This window comes from Nonlabens sp. YIK11, from assembly GCF_001413925.1.
Lineage (GTDB): Bacteria > Bacteroidota > Bacteroidia > Flavobacteriales > Flavobacteriaceae > Nonlabens.
Genome location: NZ_LBMJ01000001.1, coordinates 2585637 through 2610316, shown reverse-complemented (window position 1 = coordinate 2610316; position 24680 = coordinate 2585637). Strand labels below are relative to the sequence as shown.

Sequence of the window (24680 nt, the reverse complement as noted above, 5' to 3'; positions counted from 1 at the left end):
GATTCTTACTGAATAGGAATGTTTCTATATCTGGAACTGGCCAGCAGATAGATGCCGTACAGAGCCAAGCCAAAGGCTACAATGCCCAGAAGAACCAGGCCACCTTGTTCTTGCAGAAAAGAAAAAGCCTGTTTTGTGCCTCCAGCCATTTGAGCATCAGATTGTGAGGCTGCTTTAAAGAATAAAAACGCTATGATCCCAAATACGATCGCACGAGCCGTAAAACCTGCTTTACCGGCTTTAATTAGAAAGGATTGTGCTTTGTGGTCAAGCTCTGCATTTTGAATACGCTTTTTGAACTTTCCGGAATAGGCCCTGTACAATTCATAAATGGCTTTACCCAATAAGATCAATGCAATAAGGTATACCAAAATAGATCCCCAAGATTGATCCAGAATCATGGAAAGCCATCCTTGCGTTCCAGAACCACCTTGTGAACTATTCAAAATAATTTCAATAGCGGTGTACGCTAACAGCGCATAGGAAACGGCGCTCAAAAAATATCCAATACGTTTCACGGTAGACTTGGCTTCTGAATCTGAATTACCATCTGGATTCTTGATTACGAGATACAATCGCCAGAAAACATATCCTGCGATTCCTATGATTGTAATGATCAACAGTAATTTACCGAAGCTTTGACTTGCAATATATTCCAGCGCACCATCGCTTGAGGTGAGATTTTTCCTGGAATTAAAGGCTGCATAGGCCGTCAATCCTCCTAAAATAGTGTAAATAATTCCTTTAGTCGCGATACCTATACGGGCGAGTGTTTCTTTTTTGCTGGAGCTCATGGTGAGAAATTTGGTCAGTTCTCTCAAATATCCGAAAATTTAATATGTCTTTTCTTACAGAAATCACAATCTAAAGAAAGCGCTTCATTAATAATAAAACAGCAAGTGACTTCTAATTGATAATTTGAGATAGGATTTCCCATAATTCATCGTGCATCACGATGGGAATTTCAGCGTCATCTGGATTGCCTCCTAATCGTACCAAAACTAGGTTCTCACTGGGTACCACGTCAATGATTTGTCCATTTTTCCCTAAAGCGCTGAACATATCATCAGGAGCATTCAAGGTCACTGGCCGATTGACAGCGACTGTTGAAGAGGGAAAAACAGTCTCGCTCTTGCCATTCAACCACCATAAAAAACCGTAAGACGGATTTTGATTTTGTGAGGTTTGTGTCATTTGCGAGAAATATGCTTCAGTAAGTATTTGTTGATCGTCCCAAGTTCCTCGAGCTAGATTGAACAAGCCAAAGCGTGCCGCATCTCTGGCAGTGCTGAAATACACATTATTTTGATCCAATTCTCGCCAGGTACCAGACATACCAATTTTATTTTCAAGCCATTCATCGGTTAATTGGTTATAGCTAGCATTTCCAGCTATAGAAATCACCTCGTGCAACAATGTATATGGCGCATTGTAGTAATACCATTCGGTTGCAGGGTCTGATTTGTAGTTGAGACAAGCTGGATCAGTACAACTCAAATTGCCATTGGTAAAATCCAGTCCGGTATTCATGGACAATTGATTCCTAATAGAAATACGGCGTTCCTGACCAGCCATCATGGATGTCCATCCAGTGCCTAAATAGTCTTGGGTGGCATCATCAATGGATAAAAGTCCTTTGTCTTGCCCAATTCCTGTAAGAACACTGGTCAAGGATTTTCCGGCACTGGCCCAATACCATTGTGAATTAGCATCAAAATCAAAACGTTCCAGAAGGTCTTTTCCCCAATATTTTTCACTAGCTATTTTACCATCTTTAAGTAGTATGAATGCTCTGGTGTTATTGTTTTCCAGAAAGGAATATAATTCTGCTAGTTTAGACTCGTCCCATCCCAAGCTTTCTGGAGTTGTTGTTTCCCAAGTCGTACCATCAACTGGCGGAAAATAAAGCATTGCCTCATCAGGTGTTGAGGACTCAACCGTCTCAGGATCAGAGCAGGAAATGGTCAAGAAAACGAGAAGTAGGGCTGGTAGTAATTTCATGTATCTAAGATCTTGAAAACTCGCGAAAGTTTAAAACATCATTAGCAAGCGCAACGCTATCGTTTTCGTAATTTTGCAGCACCTTAAATACGAAATTCGCAATGCAAGATCAAACGCCATATATCCCAGTAAATAAAGTACGTATCGTTACTGCCGCCAGTCTTTTTGACGGTCATGACGCTGCAATCAATATCATGCGTCGCATCATACAATCCACGGGTTGTGAAGTGATCCACTTGGGCCACGATAGAAGTGTGGAAGAAGTCGTCAATACTGCCATTCAAGAAGATGCCAATGGTATTGCCATGACTTCCTATCAAGGTGGTCACAACGAATATTTCAAGTACATGCGTGATTTGCTGGTAGAAAAGGGCGCTGGCCACATCAAGATTTTTGGTGGTGGTGGTGGTGTGATCCTGCCATCAGAAATTGAGGAATTGATGGAGTATGGTATCACGCGCATCTATTCGCCAGACGACGGTCGTGCCATGGGATTGCAGGGAATGATCAATGATCTTGTGAAGCAGTGTGATGTTCCTGTTCCCGCTTTCGCGAAAGCGAACTTAAACGGAGAATTATTGCAAAACCACGTGCCGACGATTGCAAGGCTCATATCGCTGGCCGAAAACAGACACGAAGACTTCGTAAAACATTTTAACGAAGCCGATAAAACCGAAAAACAAGCACCTGTCCTAGGAATCACGGGAACTGGTGGTGCGGGAAAATCATCATTAGTAGACGAATTGATACGTCGTTTTCTCATCGATTTCCCTGAAAAAAACATAGGTGTGATCTCTGTAGATCCATCAAAGCGCAAGACTGGTGGCGCCTTATTGGGTGATAGAATACGCATGAATGCGATCAACAACGATCGTGTTTATATGCGATCGCTAGCGACACGCCAGTCCAATCTGGCTCTTTCTAAACACGTGCAGGAAGCTGTTGATGTTTTAAAGGCGGCCAACTATGATTTGATCATTCTTGAAACCAGCGGTATAGGGCAAAGCGATACTGAAATCTTGGAGCACAGCGATGTGTCTTTATATGTCATGACACCAGAATTTGGTGCGGCGACACAACTGGAGAAGATCGATATGCTGGATTTTGCAGATGTGGTGGCGATCAACAAATTTGACAAACGTGGCTCACTGGATGCCTTGCGCGATGTTAAAAAACAGTACCAACGCAATCACAACCTTTGGGAAGCAGACCCTGAGACCTTGCCAGTTTATGGTACCATCGCAAGCCAGTTCAACGATCCTGGAATGAATGCGTTGTACGAGGCCTTGATGACTGAGGTCACCGAGAAAACCGGAGCCGATTTCAGCTCTACAAACGAACTTAACAAAGCACAAAGCGAAAAGATCTTTGTGATTCCACCATCGAGAACACGCTACCTGAGCGAGATTGCAGAAAGTAACAGATCTTACGATCAAACCGCTGAAGTTCAGTCAAAGGTTGCCCAAAAGCTATTTGGTATTTATCAAACGATACTTACGCTAGTTGAACAAAATGAAAATGTCAGTTCGAGCGGCAGTCGAGAACAGTTCATTACAGAAAAAGGTTTAAATGAAGAAGAGATCCTGAAACAAGTTCAGGATGACAAAGAATTCATAGAATTGCTCATCGCCCAATTCAACAAAACGTTAAAAGACCTGGATCCCTACAATTGGGAAATCATCACGACTTGGGATGAGAAAGTAAATAGATACAAACAACCTATTTATGAGTTCCAGGTAAGAGATAAAGTCATCAAGATTGAAACGCATACAGAGTCACTTTCCCATAAAATGATTCCTAAAGTAGCGTTGCCTAAATACACTGCTTGGGGCGATATTTTAAAATGGTGCCTGCAGGAAAATGTGCCTGGAGAATTTCCTTATACCGCAGGATTGTATCCGTTTAAGAGAACAGGAGAAGATCCTACCAGAATGTTTGCCGGTGAAGGTGGACCAGAACGTACCAACAAACGTTTTCACTATGTGAGTCTTGGGATGCCGGCAAAACGTTTGAGTACCGCATTTGATAGTGTGACGCTTTACGGTAACGATCCAGGATTGCGACCAGATATTTATGGAAAGATCGGTAATGCTGGTGTAAGCATCTGCTGTCTGGACGATGCTAAAAAATTATATTCTGGTTTTGACCTGTCGCATGCGATGACATCGGTTTCTATGACGATCAATGGTCCAGCGCCCATGTTGTTGGGATTCTTCATGAATGCTGCGATTGATCAAAACTGTGAACGTTTCATTACAGAAAATGGACTAGGCGATAAAGTAGAAGCAAAGCTCAAGGAAATCTATGATGACAATAATGTTGAAAGGCCTTCTTATTTAAACGCTCAAGGCGAAAAGGTGTATTCCAAAAACGGCCAGGTAGATACCAGCAAATTGCCAGAAGGCAATGATGGTCTTGGCCTGATGCTTTTAGGTCTGACGGGCGACCAGATATTGGAACCAGCAGATTATACAAAAATCAAAGCTGAAACGCTGGCGCAAGTGCGCGGTACCGTTCAAGCAGATATCCTAAAGGAAGATCAGGCACAAAACACGTGTATTTTCTCAACCGAATTTGCCCTGCGATTGATGGGTGACGTTCAAGAATACTTTATTGAAGAAAAAGTGCGCAACTTCTATAGCGTTTCTATTTCTGGATATCACATTGCAGAGGCCGGAGCAAACCCCATTACACAGTTGGCTTTTACACTGGCAAATGGATTTACCTATGTAGAATACTACTTGAGCCGCGGTATGGACATCAATAAATTTGGTCCTAACTTAAGTTTCTTCTTCTCAAATGGTATTGATCCAGAGTATTCTGTTATCGGTCGTGTGGCGAGAAAGATTTGGGCCAAAGCCATGAAGAATAAATACGGCGCTAACGAGCGTGCGCAGATGTTGAAATATCACATTCAGACCAGCGGTAGATCACTTCACGCACAAGAGATTGACTTCAACGATATTAGAACTACGCTGCAAGCTCTTTACGCTATAAATGACAATTGTAACTCGTTGCATACCAACGCCTATGACGAGGCGATCACCACACCAACGGAAGAATCGGTAAGACGTGCCATGGCCATCCAGTTGATCATCAATAAGGAATTAGGACTTGCCAAAAACGAGAACCCTATTCAAGGCGCCTTTATCATTGAAGAGTTGACAGAACTGGTTGAGGCTGCCGTTCTCGAGGAATTTGACCGCATCACAGAACGTGGTGGCGTGCTAGGTGCTATGGAAACCATGTATCAGCGCAGCAAGATCCAGGAAGAGTCCATGCATTACGAGATGTTGAAACACACCGGCGAGTTCCCGATCATAGGAGTGAACACGTTCTTAAGCTCGAAAGGTAGCCCAACGGTCCTACCAGCTGAGGTTATTAGAGCGACGGAAGAAGAGAAACAGGCTCAAATTGCTACTAAGGATAATTTGCATTCCGCTTTCGCGAAAGCGCAACAAGAACAACTTTCAAACATTCAACAAGCTGCCGTCGAACAAGGAAATATTTTTGAACACTTGATGGAAGCCACCAAAATCTGTACGCTAGGCCAGATCACTGAAGCTTTGTTTGAGGTAGGTGGTCAGTATAGGAGGAATATGTAGGGAAGCGATAGCAAAGTACCTTAATAGCATTTTAATATTAAATTTTAACCCCAATAAAAGGATGAGCATCAGCTCATCCTTTTATTTTCTTGAAACTCATTAATTGTATAAATCGTAGAAACGATACCTTTAATTTGAGAAATTAATAGACATATTTTTAGTTTAAAAGATTTAAAGGCATTCTCTCGTTTTTCTAACATATTTATGTACATCTTAATACTTTGATTGGTCTTCTTGTTTTATTTTAACAAAAACACTCATCAATGATCCAATCTAATCATCCGATTTTTTCTAACTATGAAAGAGCTCCCGAAACCTATGACGAGATCTTTGATAAGGATGGAAACGTAAAGGAGGTCTACAAAAAGCTCTTTGATATTTACAGCGAGCACAGTGTGGACGATTTTGCCACCTTGAACAATAAGGCAAAATCCTCTTTCTTTAATCAAGGCATCACGTTCCAGGTATATGGTGGGAAAGAAACCAAAGAGAAAATTTTTCCTTTTGATCTCTTTCCCAGAATTATTGATGCTAAGGAATGGGATCACATCGAGCGCGGCGTGTTACAGCGCAGCAAGGCGCTCAATCATTTTCTCTATGATATCTATCACGACAAGAAAATTATCAAGGATGGTATCGTCCCCTTGGAAATGATCAGCTCCAGTACAAATTATCTCAATCAAATGAATGGGATAGAGCCACCTGGTGGCATCTACAACCATATTTCTGGAACAGACCTGATCAAGCATAGCGATGGTGAGTACTATGTGCTCGAGGACAACATACGTTGTCCATCTGGCGTGAGCTACGTGATTTGCAATCGCACTGCATTGAAAAAGGCTTTGTTTGGTGTTTTTGATGAATACCAAACGTTTACCGTGACAGATTATGCGCAGAACCTTTTGGAGATCATGGAGACTGTAAAACCTTTGGGCGTGGACCAGCCCAATTGTGTGGTCATCACGCCAGGAATTTATAATTCGGCATATTATGAGCATTCCTATCTCGCCAAAGCTATGGGCGTGGAGCTTGTGGAAGGTCGTGATCTTTTTGTAGAGAATGATTTCGTTTACATGCAGACCATCAATGGACCAGAACGTGTGGATGTGATCTACCGCAGGATTGATGACCAGTTTATCGATCCCATGGAGTTCAAGCCAGATTCAACATTGGGTGTTCCCGGTTTATTTTCGGCTTACCGCAAGGGCAATGTGACTTTAGTAAACGCACCAGGAACCGGCGTTGCAGATGATAAAGCGGTGTACACTTATATGCCAGAAATCATCAAATATTATCTTGATGAAGAGCCTATTCTAAATAATGTGTATACCTACCATTGCAGCCGCCCAGAAGAGCTGAAATATGTTTTGGAAAACATTGACAAGCTGGTCATCAAACCCGTGGACGAGGCTGGTGGATACGGCATTTCCATAGGGAATAAACTGACAAAGGCTGAAATTGAAGAGGTCAAGAAAACCATACAGGCCAGTCCGCGCAAATACATCGCACAGCCCATCATGTCGCTGTCCGTTCACGCTACCTATATAGAAGATGCCAATTCATTTGAGCCGCGACACGTCGATTTGCGCACATACACGATTCTAGGTAAGGACAAGGAATTTGTGCTCAAAGGCGGCTTGACCCGTGTGGCCTTGCAAAAGGGTAACTTGATTGTGAATTCCTCACAAGGTGGCGGATCAAAAGATACCTGGGTTTTAAAACCATGAGGCTGGTGTTGAGTTCGCTTTCGCGAAAGCGAACCCTTCAAACATCCTTTCATTTACCTATCAACCATTACACAAAAACACATTTATGTTAGCACGCGTTGCCAATAATTTATTCTGGATGGGCCGCTATATCGAGCGCTCAGAACACATCGCCCGATTCTTGAACGTCAATTATTTCTCGTCACTGGATGCGCCCAGCGAGAAATCTCAATCCAGACAACGAGTCCTGCGATCTTCCTTGTTTATGGCAAATACCATCGTAGTGGATCAGGAAACCATCCTGGATGAGAAGGAAGTATTGTTTGACATAGGTTTGAATACCGCATCTGATTTTTCCATCATCAATGCCGTAAAAAATGCTCGTGAAAATGCCAACAGTGCTCGCGATGTGATTTCTACGGAGTTGTATGAATCTCTAAATAAATTTTATCATGCGGTGCTCAATTATGATGTGGAGTTCTATAAAAATAAAGGGCTGTTTGATTTTACTGTTTTGGTTACCGAGTCTTCGGCGATCTTAAGGGAAAAAATACGAGGTACATTATTTCACGATGAGATCTATGCCATTATTATGTTGGGAATAAGTATTGAAAGAGCGATTCAAGTGAGCCGCATCATTCATGCCAAGTATAAGGACGCGCTGGTCTCTCAAAACAGCAACAATGATCTGAACAATAGTTATGAATGGATCACACTATTAAAATGTATTGAGTCGCATGACATGATGCGTCGTTATTACAAAAAGGCACCTAATTGTAAGAATGTGTTGGAGTTTCTGGTACTTCATCCAGATTGCCCGCGATCCATTATGAATAGCCTGAACAGAACAGGTAGACATATTGATGAAATCTCACAGGAAAAGCTGCCAACCAAAGGATCTGCTGCCTATTTGATTGGAAAAACCCAAGCAAAATACAAGTACCTCCAAGTGGAAAGTATCGAGAAGGATATTGAAAAACACATCAGCGAGATCCAGAATACCCTGTACCAAGTCGCCAATACTGTAGAGAAGGAGTACCTACATTATTAGTAAGAATTGCTTTTATTTACACTCTCAATTTGCATAGCCGATGGCCCTGAAATATCAGATCATTTACCACTCTAAAAACACCTATGAGTCGCCATTAAAAGAGGCCTTGTGGCAGTTTTTGATCATTCCGGAAAATAATGAATCACAGTCCATCCATCAATATACTTTTGAGAATTCTGAAGCAGTGCCTTATCAGGAATCTGTAGATGGATTTGGTAATAAGACGCTCAAATTGAGAGTTAAAAAACCTATTCATTCCATTGAGTTTACCGCTCGTATTGAACTGGTCAAAGAAGATCAAAATCCCTTTGCCGCGGTAAAGCCTACAGATCCTACGGCTGATTTTAAAGCGCTTGATCAACTGGTGTTTAAAGTGGATCATGAATCTTTTTTAACTCCAACAGAGTTGACCACGATTCCAAAGCAATTTCAAGAGTTATTTAAAATGGATCGGTCCACAACGGTTTTCCAGAATTTATTGGAATTGACGAAATGGTCTTTTAATTATTTCACTTTCAAAACAGAAGTCACCACAACAGAATCCACAATCACTGAGATATTAACCAAGAAACAAGGTGTTTGTCAGGATTTTACACATGTTTTTTGTGGAATGGCAAGATTGAATGGCATACCAGCGCGTTACGTTTCGGGTTACTTACATCAAGATAATGGACTGGTAGGTGATTTACAGATGCACGCTTGGGTGGAATGCTTTATTCCTGGAAATGGTTGGATAGGTTTTGACCCTACCAACAATCTTATGGCCGCTGGAAATCATATCAAGGTGACGCACGGTCGTGACTATAAAGATTGTGCGCCTATTAAAGGAGTCGTTTATTTATCTGGTAATGGGTCTAACGAGACCACTTACACCGTACGCGTAAAAACTGTAGAAGAATTTGCCGCAGGTCGAATATTCAACAAGATCCAAACACAATCCCAGGAACAGAATTACAAACAGGACCAGATCTTAATGAAACAAATGCAATGGCAGCAGCAACAGCAGCAATAGTTCAATGCTGATATATTCTTAGTATACATTTTACTCCAGCCAATTAAGGCTCAAAAATCTGTACTGCAACGCGAAATTATTTGTACCTACAAATTTAAAATTTTAACAAGAACAATTTTTTAAAGGAAAATACTCACAGTCTCCTTATAAAGTTTTTTTAAGCTGTTTTGTTTTTGATTAGCGACAAAACCTTACCGTTCATCTATAAAATTGATTTTAATCCTTTTATCGTTAAATCTATTAGCATTCCAGGATATTCTTGTTTTCTAATTCCTACATCAAATCTTAAAGTGAAATTGGATTTTATTGGCTTTGCAAGCAGATTGGTGGTTTCAAGACGATAGTGATCTTAACAATTTACCCATTTCGTTATTGGTATGCACAAGTAATTTTGCATAAAAATTTTACAATGAGGCTTTTATGTGTGTTGCTAATCACTTTTTTGCTAACGTCATGGACCTATGGTCAAGTTGGGATCAATACTATTGAGCCCGATCCATCTGCTATGTTAGACATCACCTCAAGCGATAAAGGAGTTTTGTTTCCCAGAATGGACTTGAATGATTTGAATGAAGCGGCTCCTGTAACTAATCCTCAAAAAAGTTTGATGGTTTGGAATACAGATGAGGCAAACGGTGGTGCATTGGAAGGTTTTTACTATTGGGACGGCACAAAATGGAGTTCATTTAAAGGTGAAACTTCACCAGAGTTATCAGGTGTTTACGGGCAGTCCACCTTAAGCAACGACGGTAATTATAATTTGCAGAGAAATAACAACACTGCTATTACTGGAGCATCTTCAAGTTCAGGATCGTCTGGAATGAATGTGTCCAATCAGTTTTCAATGAGTACTCAGATTAGTGGTATTTATGAAGTCATCTTCACCATTACTTTTAGAAAGGAACAAAACAATGGAGCAGACCAAATTCAATTCTTTCTTTCTGAAAACAACAATCCATTACCCGCAGCAACCTTGACTGCGGCTCTTACCAGAAATAAGGAAACGGTTACCTTCAAAGGATTGGTTGAGCTGCGAGCTTTCCAAACCTATGGTCTCGGAATATCTCGCAGCAATCAAGCGCCCAATTCTGTAGCTCTCACAATTTTCAGTGATCTAACGCAATTTAGTCTCGAGAGGCAATAAGCCCTTGCAAAACGATCAAGGATCGTATTTGCACAATCTTATCCTAATCCTAATGGCATTGCCATAGGATTTTAGCAATTTGCCATCCCTAAAGAAGTACCCTAAACGCAACTTGCAAGGTGGCCAAAGACGAAGAAAAGAAGAATAAGGAAGTACGCAAATACCGCTGGCTGCGCAGACTGGCCAGAGTCATTGCCGGTATCCTTATATTTCTGCTACTTCTAGTGCTTTTTATTCGCAGTCCTTGGGGACAAGATATCATTGTAGGTCAAGCCGTTAAATATGTGGAAGGCAAGACCGGTACCGAGGTTTCCATTGATAATCTATTTGTCACTTTTGATGGAAATATTGAACTGGACGGTCTCTATCTAGCCGATAAGAAAGGCGATACACTCGTTTACTCAAAAAGTCTGGAAGCCAGTGTTCCCTTGTGGCCTATCATCAATGGTGGCGGTATAAGTATCGACTATGCGCGTTGGGATGGTTTTAAGGCTAGAATCAACAGGCAGGACACTGTCGATGGATTCAATTATCAGTTTTTAATGGATGCTTTTGTGGTAGAAGATACCACGACAACCTCAGAGCCATTACAGCTGTCCATAGGCGATCTGGATTTTACCAATTTTGACGTCACGTTCAAGGATGATGTGGAACAACTGGACGCTTTGGTAACCTTTGGCAGTTTCCAACTTTCCATGAATGAATTGAATCTGGAGCAAATGGTTGTTGACATCGATGAGGTGTCGCTTACAAATGCCGTGATAAAGTACGATAAGGATACTGTTACCGCTTTCGCGAAAGCGGAACCCGACAACGACCCCAACACAGACACCACCATCGCCGAAGCTATTACAGACGACGCTGGAGACTCGCCATTACCGCAAATCACGGTAGGCAATCTAAAATTGGATCGCGTCCAGTTGGGTTATGAATCTGTCCCAGATGCGATCAACCTTGACAGCTTTATAGGATTATTGGAAACCTCTATTTCCCAGGCAGATGTTCAAAACAGTGCCTACACCGTTGATTTTTTCACACTTAACAACAGCGACATCAAAGTCGCCATGCGCACGGTAAAAAATCAAGAAGAACCTGAGGAAACAACAGCTACCACCGCATTTGAGTGGCCTGAATTTATCATTGACGTTCAAGACCTTGACTTAAAAAACAATCTGGTGGATTACAGCCTTGACGGCGCAACGCCCAAGCAAAACCAGTTTGATCCCAATGCCATTTTGATCAGTGATTTGAGATTACTAGCAGATCGTTTTTATTATGAAAATCAAGGAGCAACAGCATCGATCCAGGAGTTGACTTTTAAGGAAGGTTCTGGAATCAATGTGAATCAATTCTCGTTAGCCATTGCTGCCACAGATCAATCCATCAATATCTCAGATCTCAATGCTCAAGTGAACGATAATGCCTTACAAGGCAATATCGAGTTAGGTTACCAGAGCATGAACAACTTTATCAATAATCCAGAAAATGTGCAGCTGGATGTGGCCATTCCTAGTTATCGTATTGATTTAAGTGATGTGTTCAGATTTCAGCCGGACTTAAGGTCTAATGAATATTTATTGGCTCTTAGCAAACGACCGCTTACCGGTAGCTTAAAGGCAACTGGTTCTACTCAAGCTATGCAAATACCCAATCTCGTTGCAAAATGGGGTAACGAGACTGCCATCATAGCTACAGGTAGCTTGCGCAACGCTACAGATCCCGATAATTTGTATCTTGATTTTCCTTCCATTAAAATGCGATCCACGAGAGCAGATGTGAGCCGATTCGTGAGCGAGCAAGACCTAGGTATTCAATTGCCACAACGATTCTCTCTGGCAGGAAATGCACAAGGTAGGATCGATGATATCACGGCCAAAGCTACTCTAACCACAACTTCAGGTACGATCAAGTTAAATGGCGGTTTTAAAAATCAAGAGGTATTAACTTTCAACGCCACTATGGAAGCTCAAGAAGTGGATTTAGGTAGCATCTTGCAGAACCCGCAATTGGGCACCTTGAGTCTTAATTTAAAGACCAGCGGTTCTGGTACGACCATTAATAACTTGGATGCTGTGATTGATGCAAATGTCAACAGCTTTAGTTACAATGGTTATGAAATCAAGGATCTACCCATCAAAGGAGAGTTTAAAAACGGTAATGGATCCATTATTTCAAAATATAGGGACGACAATATTGATGTCGACCTAGATAGTCAGGTCCAACTGGACAGCGTTGCTACCACAGCAAACGTAAAGCTCGATATTGCTGGTGTTGATTTGAACGCTTTTGGGATTACCAACCAAAACGTCAAGGCTGCCGGTAAGATTTCTGCCACGTTTAAAGGTGATGCCACAAATTATGAGGTCAATTCTACCATCGCAGATGGTATTGCCGTATTTGACCAGCAGTCATATTTACTGGGTAATGTCGACTTGCAAGCCTTTGTACGACCAGACACGACATCGCTTGATGTCAAAAATAAAATGCTCGATTTGCAGCTACGATCCAATGCAGATCCTGCAGCACTTGCAGCAGCCCTGCAGCGCCATATAGATCGCTACTTGACGACTAATGTGGATATGGATACCATCCAGCCGGTAGTCATGAAAATCAAGGGAAACCTTTCTCCAGCACCCATTTTACGAGATGTGATTTTGCCCAGTCTAGAGGCTTTGGACACCGTTCAAATTGCGATGGATTTCAATGAATTGGATCGCAAACTGGATACAGATATCACGGCGCCTTACATAAAATATGCGGGCAGTGAGATAGATAGTTTGCTCATCACATCCAGGTCAGATGCGAGCAGTTTAAAATTTGACATCGGGTTTAAGGATTTGGAGTCTGGACCGCTTGCCATCAAACGCACCAACCTAAACGGTGTCGTGTCGCAAAATGAGTTGAATCTTGATTTTATCTCTTATGATGAAGAAGAAGTTTTGATGCATTTTGGGAGTTCGCTTTCGCGAAAGCGTAACAAAAACGGTATTGAAGACCTATTATTCCGTCTTAAGTTGGAGGACTTAATCCTCAACCGAAAACCGTGGACCATACCAGAAAGCAATAGCATTGCTTATGGTGATAATTTGATCACTTTCACTGACTTTAAACTCTCTAACGAGTCCCAAAGTGTAGAACTGCGAAGTGATTTGACTGGTGTGGATAAGGACCATTTGGCGATACTTTTGGACAACTTTAGGCTACAAGCCTTGCTAAGTCTGCTCAATCCTGATGAAAAACTTGCTACCGGAAGCCTTAATGGTGAACTGGTGCTGGAAGATATGTTCAATAAAATGGGCTTTACCGCAGACTTGAATATCCAAGATCTCAATGTTCTGGAAGTGCCTCTAGGCGTGTTGACGCTAGATGCAGACTCGGGTTCTGGAGATATTTACACGATGGACATGACGCTTAAAGGCGACGATGTTGACATGGGACTTAATGGCGATTACCGTGTGGATTCAGTGGCTGCTCAAATAGACTTTGATCTCGATCTACAGCGCCTTAATATGTCTACAGTAAGCAACATCGCATCAGAGTTTTTGTCTGATGGGAAAGGCTATGTATCAGGAAACATGAAATTGTCTGGTACCACGCTGGAACCTGTTTATGACGGATCTTTTGATTTTAATGAAGCAGGATTCACGGTAGATATGCTTAATGCCGCGTTCTTATTGCAGGACGAAAAACTCGTGATCAATAACGATGGTCTGGTGTTCAATAATTTTGAAGTACGCGATGCAGACCGTAATATTTTCTCCATCGATGGCAACATAGGTACTGAAGATCTGCTCACTCCAACTTTTGACTTGCGTCTGGAAGCCAATGATTTTACCGCACTCAACTCTACCGCTGGTGATAATGATTTGTATTACGGTAATGCCACTTTTGATGCGACGGCAACCATAACAGGTAATCTCACCATTCCAGTTATTAAGATGACCCTGGATGTTGATGATGCTACAGATGTAACCTATGTCATACCAGCAACAGAACTAGACATCGTGCAGCGCGATGGGATCGTTCAATTTGTAAACAAGGAAAACCCAGATGATATTCTTACACAGACTGAAGAAGAAAGCGCAACACTAACGGGTTATGACATTACCGCAGATCTTAGAATCACTAATGGCGCAAAGGTCAATATCATTGTGGATCCAACCACTGGCGACAATTTACAGGTGACTGGCGATGGTGATTTGAAATTTAGAATGACACCTAATGGTCGCATGACGCTTGCAGGTCGCTATGAAATCAATGACGGTTTTTATGAACTAAGTCTTTATGACATCGTCTCCAGAAGGTTTGATCTTGCCAAAGGCGGCAGCGTTTCTTGGTCAGGCGATCCCTTTGATGCCAATCTTGACGTGAGCGCTATTTATCAGGTAGAAACCAGTGCCAGTGCGTTGATGGCCTCACAAACTAGCGGTGCCGATGTGGCGACAAGAAACCGATTCCGTCAGGAATTGCCTTTCTTGGTATACCTCAATGTAGATGGAGAATTGATGGCTCCTGTCATCTCGTTTAGACTCGACATGCCAGAGGATGATCGAGGCGCCATAGGTGGACAGGTTTATGGTCGCGTTCAGCAATTAAATAGCCAGGATCAGGAATTGAACAAGCAGGTGTTTTCGCTTTTGGTACTCAACAAGTTTTTCCCAACCAGTGGTGCTGATGGTAGTTCTGGAGGAACAGCTGCTATTGCCAGAGATAACTTGAATCAAGCCTTGAGTGATCAATTGAATCAGTTTGGTGGTAAATTATTAGGCAATACGGGAGTTGACCTAAACTTTGGACTCGATAGCTATACCGATTATCAAGGGAACAGCCCTCAAGAACGCACCCAACTTGATGTAACGGCAAGTAAGAAATTATTGGATGATCGGTTGATCGTGAGTGTAGGTAGTGAGGTAGATATTCAGGGAAGTGCGGCAGATTCAGATGGGCAGACGCCAGTGATAGGAAACGTGAGTTTAGAATATTTACTCAATGAATCTGGTCAATGGCGATTAAAAGGTTTCCGTAAGAATCAATTTGATAACGTAATTGATGGACAACTTATCGTTAGCGGGATCAGTTTGATATTTACCAAAGAATTCAATGAATTCAAGAACTTGTTTACCAAAACAGTTCAAGAAGAAGCAGCGGCTGCCAAAAGAAAAGAAGACGCGGAGAAGAAAAAAGAACAGGAAAAAGCAGAAGCAGCAAGAAAGGAAGAAGAGGAAGCGCAACAGCAAAAGGAAGCAACCAAGAAGGAGCGTGAGGCTCAAAAGGAAAAAGAGAATTAATAGAAATGAACGACCTTTCTAGTGATAGTGGTACTTAAGAATATTTAATTGAACACAAATAGTTACATAAAAGTTGGTCTGTTATCATTGACAATAATGACAATCTACAGCTGTGCCGTAAAAAAATACGTGCCAGAAGATGAATTGCTATTGGATTCCTATAATCTTGAAATTAAAGTAGATTCTGCCGCAGTAGTAGAAGATGTTGATTTGTTGAAAGCAGAGTTAGAAAAAGCGATTTCTCCTGTTCCCAATACTAAAGTATTGGGTTTGCGTCCTGGATTGCACTATTACTACAAAGTCAATGTGGATAGCGCTGGATGGTTCAGAAAATTCATGAATAAAAAAATAGGTGAGGCGCCTGTGTATTTATCTGATGTTGAGGAAGAATCTACAAGAGACCTGATCAGAAACCGGTTGGAAAATCGTGGTTTCTTCTTCAGCAACATTTCTTCTACTGTGGAACGAAATGAGGATGCCAAAGAAGCCACTGTAGGTTATCAGGTCAATTTGCCACAACCGTATACGCTCGAGACCTATCAGGTGGATCGAGACTCGATTCCGTTTTATGATGTGCTGGAAGAACAGGTGCAAAGTTCACCCATTCAAAAAGGATCGAGATTTGATTTATCTGCCATGAAATTAGAGCGTGAGCGTATCGATCAAAATTTTAAAGAGAAAGGATATTACAACTTCAATTCTGGTTTTCTCATCTTTCAAGCCGACACCAACAGGTACGACAATCGCAAGTTTGATCTATTTCTAAAGCTTAAGAAAGACGTGCCCAGCAAAGCGGTAAAACCCTATAGAATTAAGGAGATTAATGTCTACCCACATAACATCGTAGGAGCGGACAGCGTCGCACAGGACACTACTAGATTTGATAACAAGAACTACATTCAAGATGTAGAGTTTTTCAGGGTAGATCGACTGGATCCCTTTATCACACTTAGAGAAGGAGATTTGTATAGTCCAGAAAAGTCAAAAGCCACCAGCCGTAGACTAGGTTCCATAGGTGCGTATAAATTTGTAAATATTGAATATACTGAGGTCGATAGCATTTTAAATGACTCGGTTAATTATTTGGAAGCCAATATTTATCTATCACCACTCAACAAGAGAGCTATAAGAGCAGAGCTTCAAGGAGTGACAAAATCCAATGATTTTGCTGGTCCCAGTTTGGGTCTCACATTTTCCAATCGCAATCTATTTAAAGGTGGCGAGGTGTTGAATTTATCTGCAAAGGCAGCCTACGAAGTTCAAATAGCCAGCAACAGTCAAGCTGGTCTTACCAGTACAGAATTTGCGCTGGGCGCAGATCTGATTTTCCCTAGAGTGATTGCGCCCATATCATTTGACAGCGATGTTTTTGAGTATTCCATTCCTAAAACCATCATTAGTGCAGAGGCAAACCTTCTTAATCGTAGCAAGCTTTATGGGCTTTTGACCTTTTCGGGAAGTTTTGGATACATCTGGCAGGCAAATAAGTACGTGACGCATGAATTCGATCCCATTGCGATCAATTATGTCAACCTCTTATACCAAAGTGAAGAATTTGATGCCATTCTCAATGATAACGCTTTTTTAAGAACCAGTTTTGACCAGCAGTTCATCTCTGGATTGAATTATAGTTTTACTTATAACGGTATGCTGCGCAGCAATCGCAAGAGCCTTTTCTTTGTCAACAGTAACGTCGACATTGCTGGGAACTCTATTAGTTTGCTGGCTCAAGAAGGAGATCCAGATCCAGACGGCGAGGTGCGCGATGAATTCTTGGGACTGGAATATGCACAATATGCAAAAGTGGATGTAGACTTTAGATATCACTTTATCACGGGCAAGGAACAACGCATCGCCACCAGACTTTTTGCTGGAATAGGTCTTCCTTATGGCAATAGCGATGTGATGCCCTTTAGCAAGCAATATTTTTCGGGTGGTGCCTATAGCGTGCGGGCATTTAGAACCAGATCCTTAGGTCCAGGAACCTACGCACCACCAGCAACCGATAATCGATCCTTTTTTGACCAGTCTGGAAACTTGAGGCTAGAGGCAAATGTGGAATATCGCTTCCCTATTTTCGGGTACGTAAAAGGCGCCTTTTTTGCAGACGCTGGTAACGTATGGAACACCACAAACAATGGTTTGCCAGGCGGGAAATTCAGCGGGAATTTTTACAATGAGTTGGGTATAGGTGCTGGTGCTGGCCTGCGCGTGGACGTTCAGGGATTTGTGATACGTTTTGACCTGGCCGCACCGCTTCACGATCCATCCTTGCCAGATGGCGATCGCTGGGTAAATGACTTTGCAAACCCAGTATTCAACTTTGCGATAGGCTATCCTTTTTAATGATGGATAGAGGTGTATGATGAGTTCGCTTTCGCGAAAGCGAAATTTCCTATCTTTCCTCACTCAAAAAGATCAACCATGGCAGATTTTAACTCACCTACATCCAACGCAGATTACCAAAAGCCAAGATACCAACGTCCCGAGGATGGCACTGTTGCCGCCAAAGGAATGATGGACTATGTCAAGATTTGTTTTAAGAAATATGCAGATTTTAACGGGCGTGCCCGCAGGTCTGAGTATTGGTATTTCTATCTATTTAATGTTCTAGTGTTTTTTGCTCTTTACATTCCAGTGATTGCTCTGCTTGTTGCAGAAAGTGAGCTGGTCATCCTACCGGGAATATTATTGACAATTTATGGAATAGGGATCATTATCCCAAGTCTCGCTGCCGTCGTGCGTCGTCTGCACGATACGGGTCGTAGTGGCTGGTATTACCTTTTAGGTTTGATACCACTCGTGGGCGGTATCATCATTTTGATTTTCACCATTGAGGACAGCAAACCAGGCACCAATGAATGGGGTCCTAACCCTAAAACCGTTGGCAATGACAATTTTGAAAACGATGCCTTTGCATAAACAATGATAAATATTAGGTAATTTCTTACAGGCCCATTGGTATAAGGTTATATTTGAAAAATATCTTTTCATGAATTGGAGAATTACTTTTCAAATTATAGGCTTAATTGCCGCGTTACTTTCATTAGTTCCATTGTTTGCTGCAGATTTCTGGTGGATTAGAATCTTTGATTTCCCGCACTTACAATTGACGGCTTTTACCTTAATAGCGATCTTGCTTTATTTCTTTACATTCAAACCGCGATGGATTAAAGACTACGTGTACATTGGGATTTTATTGGGTTGTTTTGCTTTTCAAATGACTAAAATCTACAAGTTTACACCCTTGAGCAGTGATGAGGTTCTGGAGAGTACTGAAGGAATTTCTGCAGATAAAGAGATCACTTTATTTACCGCTAATGTTCTTCAATCAAACAAGACTAGTGAAAACCTGTTTAAGGATATTCAAGATCAAAACCCAGATGTCATTCTTTTTACAGAAACCAATGAGCGGTGGTCAAATACCATAAAGAGCAAAATAGGCCAGGATTACAGTTTTAAGGTAGAGCAGCCACAGGATAATACCTATGGTATGTTGTTGTATTCAAAACTACCCATACGCAATTCCTCCATCAATTTTATGGTGGATAATGGTATACCTTCCATTGATGCACAAATACAGCTCAAAGATGGCAATTGGTTCCAGTTACTAGCTATACATCCAACTCCACCTATGCCGCAACACAATCCCAAGAGTACCGATCGTGATACTGAATTGATGAAGACGGCTATAAAAAGTTATAATTCAGATCTTCCCGTGGTGGTTTTAGGAGACTTTAATGATGTTGCCTGGTCAGACCCAACTGAGTTGACTAAGAAGATAGGTAAGCTACTGGATTATCGTCTAGGGCGTGGATTTTACAACACCTTTCACGCACAGTATCCAATCATTATGCGCTGGAATCTAGATCATATATTGACATCATCAGAATTTAGATTTAAGAGTGCAGGTACAGGATCAGATTACGGCAGTGATCATTTCCCGGTATTTGTGACTTTGACCCACGAGCCAGAGTTAGCTAAGGAACAAGAAGCATCAGAACCTACTGATCGTGAATGGAAACGTGCCAAGGATCAAATGAGTGAGAAAGGCATTGAAAGTTTTACAGAATTGCCACCAGCATTTGAGAGTCTATTAGATAAATAGGCACACCTTTCCTAAGTTAATAAAATAGTAATTATTACTCCTTTAACGAGACAAAGCAGGCTATTGATGCAATTTTGTAACGCAAAAAAAGGCGCATCATGAATAAACTTATACTCATCCTTGCCATTGTAGCTACTTTGAGCGGTATCATAGGTTTTACCGTTGACTTTACAGCTACTTCTTTCTTAAGAATCTTGTTTCTGGTAACCGCTGATATCGCCGTGATACTTCTATTGGGCAAATTCTTATTTCAATCAGAAAAAGGAAAACGCATTCGTCAACGTATCAGAGTACGATAACGAACTTAGGTATTCTAAGCGATGGACTTGATCCATTGATAAGAGATCATTATGGCAGTAATACCTAACAGCGTACTTGCCAAAAAATATAGGGCCGCCTGCAGATAAGCCATTTGTTTCAATAGGAAATACAACTCTGCAGAAAAGGTGCTAAATGTGGTTAGACCACCACAAAAACCAACAGCCAGCAGTAGGAATGCAGATTCTGACAGCTGGCTTTTATCATTTAGAGCAAGCACGCTTCCCAAAATCAAACATCCTAACACATTTACCGTAAGTGTTGGAATCCATTTGATACTGTCAGAATTTAACCAGATGGAAAAGGCAAACCGCAGACAACTGCCTAAACCGCCACCTATAAAGACAAACAATAAACTTTTAAGCATTAGAGTACTGGTAAATAGATCTCCGTAAGATACTCTGCTGGATTTACCACCTTGTAGGAGTCTGTTTTGTAGAATTCAAATGGTGGCTGTTCAGATCTTTCAAGGCCGTTGACGGTAATAAAACCTTCGCCTACTTGCCATGCTTCTGGTAGATATTTGTAGGCACCTTTAAGAGTGACCTTTACGGCGCGTCCTGGCTCCTGAAAACCACATAATATGGTAGAATTCACTGCAGTGATGACGCGATCCTTTACAGGTATTCCTGCAGAGAAGATGACATTTTCTCTGGTTTCATCAAACTTCTCATAGATCACCATAGGTGCACCATAACTATCTATGTTATTGGCTTGCATATAACTTCTGATCTTTTGTAGGATCTGTGATTGCAGTTTGGAAAAATTATCCAACCTACTACTCGTGGACATATATAAATAATAACCGCCACCATAATCGATCAATCCGTCTGGACTGATGGTGTACTCATCCATTTCCTTCTGGAGATAGGTATTTAGATTGGCCAGGCTCTCATCGTACATGTCACCTAATTCCTGCTCCATATCAGTTCCCGTGATTTTAGTATATACCTTTTCTACGAGTGATTGATCGCCTTGGGCACGCATCGTCACTTTTGAACCGTTCTCAACTTCTACGATTTGGTAATCAATAGTAGCTTTTGAAGTGCCTAAACTATGCTCATAGACCATCTCCATTTCCATGGATTTATTGGGATCAAGTCTGGTAATCGTCACGGTTCCAGTACCGTTCTCGTCTGTAAAAGAGTAGGAGCCATCCACACCGGCAGTCTGATCACTATAGGTTACGTTGATATCTTCTTGATCCTGATAAGCATCCCAGTTTTCCCATTTTTTGAAATCAGATAGCTGTTCGTACACCAGGCTTTTAGGGGCTTCAATAATGGCAGTTCTACTCACATCATAACGACCATCTTGTAATGAGAAATATACAGCGCCTGCGATGATGACTACAAGCAGTAAAATGAAGATATATTTGAGGGCTTTCATTGCTACAGTTGATTTACAACCAAATATACAATTAAATTCAAGCGAGCTTCAAACAAAAAAAACTACCAGACATGGAGTCTGGTAGTTATAAGGAATTGTCTCCAATTCCTTTCCCCTTTTTCTTATTTACTTTCTTACGAGTAAAAGTAGGACTTGAGGAAAGGCCAGAGAATACCCAATAAAGGGTACTTTTTGTTAAAATGTTTAGAAATAATTCGCTTTCGCGAAAGCGAACTCTCTAACAGCCTATTTATAATGATTGTGCTTTTGCAATGCATATCGCATCAATTCACCTTTGCCTTGCAAGCCCAGTTTCTGGATCATGTTCTTGCGGTGCTTGTGGACCGTTCCCACGGCGCAGTGACGTATTTCGGCAATTTGTGAGGATTGATGGCCTGCGGCAATCAGTTTTAAAATCTCGCGCTCTGTGCTTGATAGTAAATCCTCCGCATGGCTGCTGGATGTATAGGTGGACGGCATGATGGTAATCGCGCTATCCATATAGGTGTTTCCCTGCATCACACTCATGATGGCTTCCCTGACGACTGATAGAGGTCTGATTTTGAGAATATAACCATCTGCGCCGGCGTTGATCATGTCCCTTACGGCTTGATCATCATCAAACATGGTAAAGGCAATCACCTTGATACTGGAATTGATCTCTTTGACTTTTGTGCATACCTCGACGCCATTCATTCTGGGCATGCTTATGTCTGTCAAGATCACGTGAGCCTTTTTATGCTCCATAAGCTTTATAAGCTCAACGCCATCTTGAGCCGTGGCGACCACTTCAATATCTGGATCGTTTGCAAACAAAAGTTTCAATCCATCAATGAGTGATTCATGATCCTCTACGATGATGAGCTGTATCATATGATGGGAATTTCAATAGTTATGGTGGTTCCATGACCAGCACTGGAATCAATATCCATCGTACCATCCATTTCTTCTACTCTTTTTTCAATACTGTACAATCCCATTCCATCTGCTTTTTGATTGATCTTGGCTTCAAAGCCTTTTCCATTATCTTCTACCATGAGGTTAATACTTTTTTTGGAACCTATGATGTTCACGGTTGCCACACTGGCGCCGGCATGTTTTACCACGTTGCTGAGCAGCTCCTGGATCATTCTAAATATATTGAGCTCCAGCGAGTTCTCAATAGTACGGTCCATATCATGACTGTAAACGCTTACTTTTATTTTACCGGTATCCGTAAGGTTTTGCGCCAGTTTTTGAACGGTTGGGATTAGACCTTTACTGGCGAGCACACCGTTATGCCGGCTGTGTGACATGCTGCGAATGGTGGCATAGGTTTCTTCCAATAACTTATCGGTCCTGGTATAAATCTCTTTTGAGGTGTCTTCTTTAAAATGATTTTTTAGGTTTTCAAAGTAGAGCCTGATGGTCGTCAAAGAACTGCCCAAATCATCATGCAGCTCGCTTGCCAATTTTTTGCGCTCTTTTTCCTGACCAGCGATCATGGCGTCGATGGTAGCCAATTCTTGGTTTTTCATCAAGTTGTCGGCACGCTGGCGCTCGATTTCAATTTCCTGTAGGGCAATACGGCGTTTTTTACGCTGGTTGTTATAGACAAAACCACCTATAAGTAATAGTGCAAATGCACTTCCTGCGGTAGCGATGATCCATACTTTTTGCCGCTCGTTTGCAGCATTTAGTTCTGCATTTTCAAGTTTGCGTTCCTGGACTTGGTATTTTGTTTCTAGTTCTTGTAATGCATTAAAACGATTGCTTTCATTTTTTTCATTGGAGTAGGCGATGACTTTTTGATAGATCTCGCTACTCTTTTCAAAGTCTCCCATCTTAGTAAAGGCCGTCCCTAGATTCATAAGAATCTTTGACTTGTAGGGTTTTAAATCTTGTGATTCAGAAAGTTCCAGCGCTTTACGTAGGGATTCTATAGCCTCATCATAACGTTTAAGTTGAATATAGGTATAACCTAGATTCGAATAATACACAATGGTCGTTGGAATATAATTTTTATTCTCAACAAAAGATTTTGACTTCTCATAGTAGAATAAAGCAGAATCATATCGTTGTCCAAACTCATGTGTTGCAGCTATATTGAATATCGTATTGCCTGCTATTCTGTAGAGGTTTGCTTTAGCAGCAATCACTCTTGAATAATGTAATAATTTTAGTTTTTTTTCATAGGCCAAAGGATCATCTTGAGCTATTTGCATATAACGATAGGAGTTACACCCTATCAATTGATCTGGATCTTGCGTTTTTTGAGCGATCAGGCAATTTTCATCCATCAATTCATTTGCCGTACTCTCTACTTGTACCAGCGAATATTGAGAATAGATCAGCTCATCGTTAATTTCAAATAACAAGGCTAAGTCTTTTTTACCGACCAATTTTTTAGCCTTTAGAAGAGTTTTGTAGGTCTCTTGCATTTCGCCTTCAATATTGATATGCGAAACGGCATGGACAAAAAAGAATCGACTTTTTTCCAATCTAGTGAAATTGGTGGTATCGACCTTCAATAAAATTTCCCTTGCTTTTTTATATGCGCCTATGTCATGTTTCTCTTGGATGGCATCCAGTAGATTCGATTGACTAGAAACTTGCAGAGAAAAAAGCAATAAAAAAACACTGTAAAGTATTCCTTTAACCATTAAGGTTTATCTCTTATGATGACTCTACCATTAATAATAGGTTCTTCAAGCCCATCTTTTTCATTTAGATCTATCGTTGTTGGATATTCGTGATCCTTCACTAATTTTTTACTTAGATTAAATTTCTTGAGAGGTTTGGCACCTTTAACTAATTTGATATGGAATTTGCCATCTTTAGTGAAATTGGCTTCTCCTACTTGTTTATCTCCATTAAGCTGACAAAACACAACTTCACTAAGTGAAAATTTATCACTCCATTCAAAAAATGCCCAAAGCTGTAAACCAGCAGTATCGCAAAGGCAAACGGGTTTAAAACATGTATCTTGAGAAACAATAACTAAGGATTGAAAGGGGTTTGATTCAGACATTATGGGTGGTTTTTACGGTTGGGTTCAAATATGCCTTGAAATTAGGCA

General features: G+C 41.3%; 17 protein-coding genes. 10 read left to right on the top strand and 7 right to left on the bottom strand.

Going from position 1 to position 24680, the window contains the following annotated elements:
- Nucleotides 1-5 precede the first annotated feature (5 nt).
- Together AAU57_RS11775 and AAU57_RS11770 are read right to left on the bottom strand one after the other, a co-directional pair.
- Complete coding sequence (locus AAU57_RS11775) at nucleotides 6-794, bottom strand: DUF1206 domain-containing protein (RefSeq protein WP_055413096.1); 789 nt, start codon at nucleotides 792-794, stop codon at nucleotides 6-8.
- A gap of 112 nt (nucleotides 795-906) precedes the next feature.
- Nucleotides 907-2001 carry a serine hydrolase domain-containing protein gene (locus tag AAU57_RS11770; protein WP_055413095.1) on the bottom strand — a complete coding sequence of 365 codons (1095 nt, stop codon included), beginning with the start codon at nucleotides 1999-2001 and terminating at the stop codon, nucleotides 907-909.
- 101 nt (nucleotides 2002-2102) lie between these two features.
- Between AAU57_RS11770 and AAU57_RS11765 the strand changes: the two genes are divergently transcribed.
- The 10 genes from AAU57_RS11765 (at nucleotide 2103) to AAU57_RS11720 (ending at nucleotide 20214) form a co-directional block, all read left to right on the top strand.
- Nucleotides 2103-5606: a methylmalonyl-CoA mutase family protein gene (locus AAU57_RS11765; RefSeq protein ID WP_055413094.1), complete on the top strand. Its 3504-nt coding sequence runs from the start codon at nucleotides 2103-2105 to the stop codon at nucleotides 5604-5606.
- 263 nt (nucleotides 5607-5869) lie between these two features.
- Nucleotides 5870-7333: a circularly permuted type 2 ATP-grasp protein gene (locus tag AAU57_RS11760; protein ID WP_055413093.1), complete on the top strand. Its 1464-nt coding sequence runs from the start codon at nucleotides 5870-5872 to the stop codon at nucleotides 7331-7333.
- 85 nt (nucleotides 7334-7418) lie between these two features.
- A complete protein-coding gene (locus AAU57_RS11755; protein ID WP_055413092.1) occupies nucleotides 7419-8363 on the top strand; it encodes an alpha-E domain-containing protein in 945 nt (314 codons plus the stop codon).
- A gap of 40 nt (nucleotides 8364-8403) precedes the next feature.
- Complete coding sequence (locus AAU57_RS11750) at nucleotides 8404-9375, top strand: transglutaminase-like domain-containing protein (RefSeq protein ID WP_082438619.1); 972 nt, start codon at nucleotides 8404-8406, stop codon at nucleotides 9373-9375.
- A 409-nt stretch (nucleotides 9376-9784) separates the two neighbouring features.
- On the top strand, nucleotides 9785-10519 hold the full coding sequence (locus tag AAU57_RS11745) for a hypothetical protein (RefSeq protein WP_055413091.1): 735 nt from the start codon (nucleotides 9785-9787) through the stop codon (nucleotides 10517-10519).
- 119 nt (nucleotides 10520-10638) lie between these two features.
- Complete coding sequence (locus AAU57_RS11740) at nucleotides 10639-15807, top strand: translocation/assembly module TamB (protein ID WP_082438618.1); 5169 nt, start codon at nucleotides 10639-10641, stop codon at nucleotides 15805-15807.
- 96 nt (nucleotides 15808-15903) lie between these two features.
- Nucleotides 15904-18153, top strand: a complete 2250-nt coding sequence (locus AAU57_RS11735) for a BamA/TamA family outer membrane protein (RefSeq protein ID WP_055413090.1) — start codon at nucleotides 15904-15906, stop codon at nucleotides 18151-18153.
- Nucleotides 18154-18231: 78 nt separating this feature from the next.
- The gene (locus tag AAU57_RS11730) at nucleotides 18232-18729 is read left to right on the top strand and encodes a DUF805 domain-containing protein (protein ID WP_231717813.1); all 498 of its coding nucleotides are present in this window, start codon (nucleotides 18232-18234) and stop codon (nucleotides 18727-18729) included.
- A 70-nt stretch (nucleotides 18730-18799) separates the two neighbouring features.
- Entirely contained in the window at nucleotides 18800-19915 is a 1116-nt protein-coding gene (locus AAU57_RS11725; RefSeq protein ID WP_055413089.1) for an endonuclease/exonuclease/phosphatase family protein, read from the top strand.
- A gap of 98 nt (nucleotides 19916-20013) precedes the next feature.
- Nucleotides 20014-20214, top strand: coding sequence for a hypothetical protein (locus AAU57_RS11720; RefSeq protein ID WP_055413088.1), 201 nt, complete (start codon nucleotides 20014-20016; stop codon nucleotides 20212-20214).
- A gap of 14 nt (nucleotides 20215-20228) precedes the next feature.
- Here AAU57_RS11720 and crcB read toward each other — a convergent pair whose 3' ends face one another.
- From crcB to AAU57_RS11695, 5 genes are all read right to left on the bottom strand, one after another.
- The gene (gene crcB, locus AAU57_RS11715; RefSeq protein WP_055413087.1) at nucleotides 20229-20600 is read right to left on the bottom strand and encodes a fluoride efflux transporter CrcB; all 372 of its coding nucleotides are present in this window, start codon (nucleotides 20598-20600) and stop codon (nucleotides 20229-20231) included.
- Entirely contained in the window at nucleotides 20600-21622 is a 1023-nt protein-coding gene (locus AAU57_RS11710) for an SRPBCC family protein (protein WP_055413086.1), read from the bottom strand. Before AAU57_RS11710 ends, crcB begins: the two co-directional genes overlap by 1 nt.
- A 246-nt stretch (nucleotides 21623-21868) precedes the next feature.
- Nucleotides 21869-22495, bottom strand: coding sequence for a response regulator transcription factor (locus AAU57_RS11705; RefSeq protein ID WP_055413085.1), 627 nt, complete (start codon nucleotides 22493-22495; stop codon nucleotides 21869-21871).
- The gene (locus AAU57_RS11700; RefSeq protein ID WP_055413084.1) at nucleotides 22492-24264 is read right to left on the bottom strand and encodes a tetratricopeptide repeat-containing sensor histidine kinase; all 1773 of its coding nucleotides are present in this window, start codon (nucleotides 24262-24264) and stop codon (nucleotides 22492-22494) included. The genes AAU57_RS11705 and AAU57_RS11700 overlap by 4 nt, the downstream gene beginning before the upstream one ends.
- Nucleotides 24264-24632, bottom strand: coding sequence for a hypothetical protein (locus tag AAU57_RS11695; protein WP_055413083.1), 369 nt, complete (start codon nucleotides 24630-24632; stop codon nucleotides 24264-24266). Before AAU57_RS11695 ends, AAU57_RS11700 begins: the two co-directional genes overlap by 1 nt.
- Nucleotides 24633-24680 lie beyond the last annotated feature (48 nt).

Bases quoted from the DNA above. Each gene is read 5' to 3' on its own strand.
- AAU57_RS11775 (WP_055413096.1), bottom strand. From the start codon at position 794: ATGAGCTCCAGCAAAAAAGAAACACTCGCCCGTATAGGTATCGCGACT.
- AAU57_RS11720 (WP_055413088.1), top strand. From the start codon at position 20,014: ATGAATAAACTTATACTCATCCTTGCCATTGTAGCTACTTTGAGCGGT.
- AAU57_RS11705 (WP_055413085.1), bottom strand. From the start codon at position 22,495: ATGATACAGCTCATCATCGTAGAGGATCATGAATCACTCATTGATGGA.
- AAU57_RS11770 (WP_055413095.1), bottom strand. From the start codon at position 2,001: ATGAAATTACTACCAGCCCTACTTCTCGTTTTCTTGACCATTTCCTGC.
- AAU57_RS11745 (WP_055413091.1), top strand. From the start codon at position 9,785: ATGAGGCTTTTATGTGTGTTGCTAATCACTTTTTTGCTAACGTCATGG.
- AAU57_RS11735 (WP_055413090.1), top strand. From the start codon at position 15,904: ATGACAATCTACAGCTGTGCCGTAAAAAAATACGTGCCAGAAGATGAA.
- AAU57_RS11725 (WP_055413089.1), top strand. From the start codon at position 18,800: ATGAATTGGAGAATTACTTTTCAAATTATAGGCTTAATTGCCGCGTTA.
- crcB (WP_055413087.1), bottom strand. From the start codon at position 20,600: ATGCTTAAAAGTTTATTGTTTGTCTTTATAGGTGGCGGTTTAGGCAGT.
- AAU57_RS11730 (WP_231717813.1), top strand. From the start codon at position 18,232: ATGGCAGATTTTAACTCACCTACATCCAACGCAGATTACCAAAAGCCA.
- AAU57_RS11765 (WP_055413094.1), top strand. From the start codon at position 2,103: ATGCAAGATCAAACGCCATATATCCCAGTAAATAAAGTACGTATCGTT.
- AAU57_RS11710 (WP_055413086.1), bottom strand. From the start codon at position 21,622: ATGAAAGCCCTCAAATATATCTTCATTTTACTGCTTGTAGTCATCATC.
- AAU57_RS11755 (WP_055413092.1), top strand. From the start codon at position 7,419: ATGTTAGCACGCGTTGCCAATAATTTATTCTGGATGGGCCGCTATATC.
- AAU57_RS11695 (WP_055413083.1), bottom strand. From the start codon at position 24,632: ATGTCTGAATCAAACCCCTTTCAATCCTTAGTTATTGTTTCTCAAGAT.
- AAU57_RS11700 (WP_055413084.1), bottom strand. From the start codon at position 24,264: ATGGTTAAAGGAATACTTTACAGTGTTTTTTTATTGCTTTTTTCTCTG.
- AAU57_RS11760 (WP_055413093.1), top strand. From the start codon at position 5,870: ATGATCCAATCTAATCATCCGATTTTTTCTAACTATGAAAGAGCTCCC.
- AAU57_RS11750 (WP_082438619.1), top strand. From the start codon at position 8,404: ATGGCCCTGAAATATCAGATCATTTACCACTCTAAAAACACCTATGAG.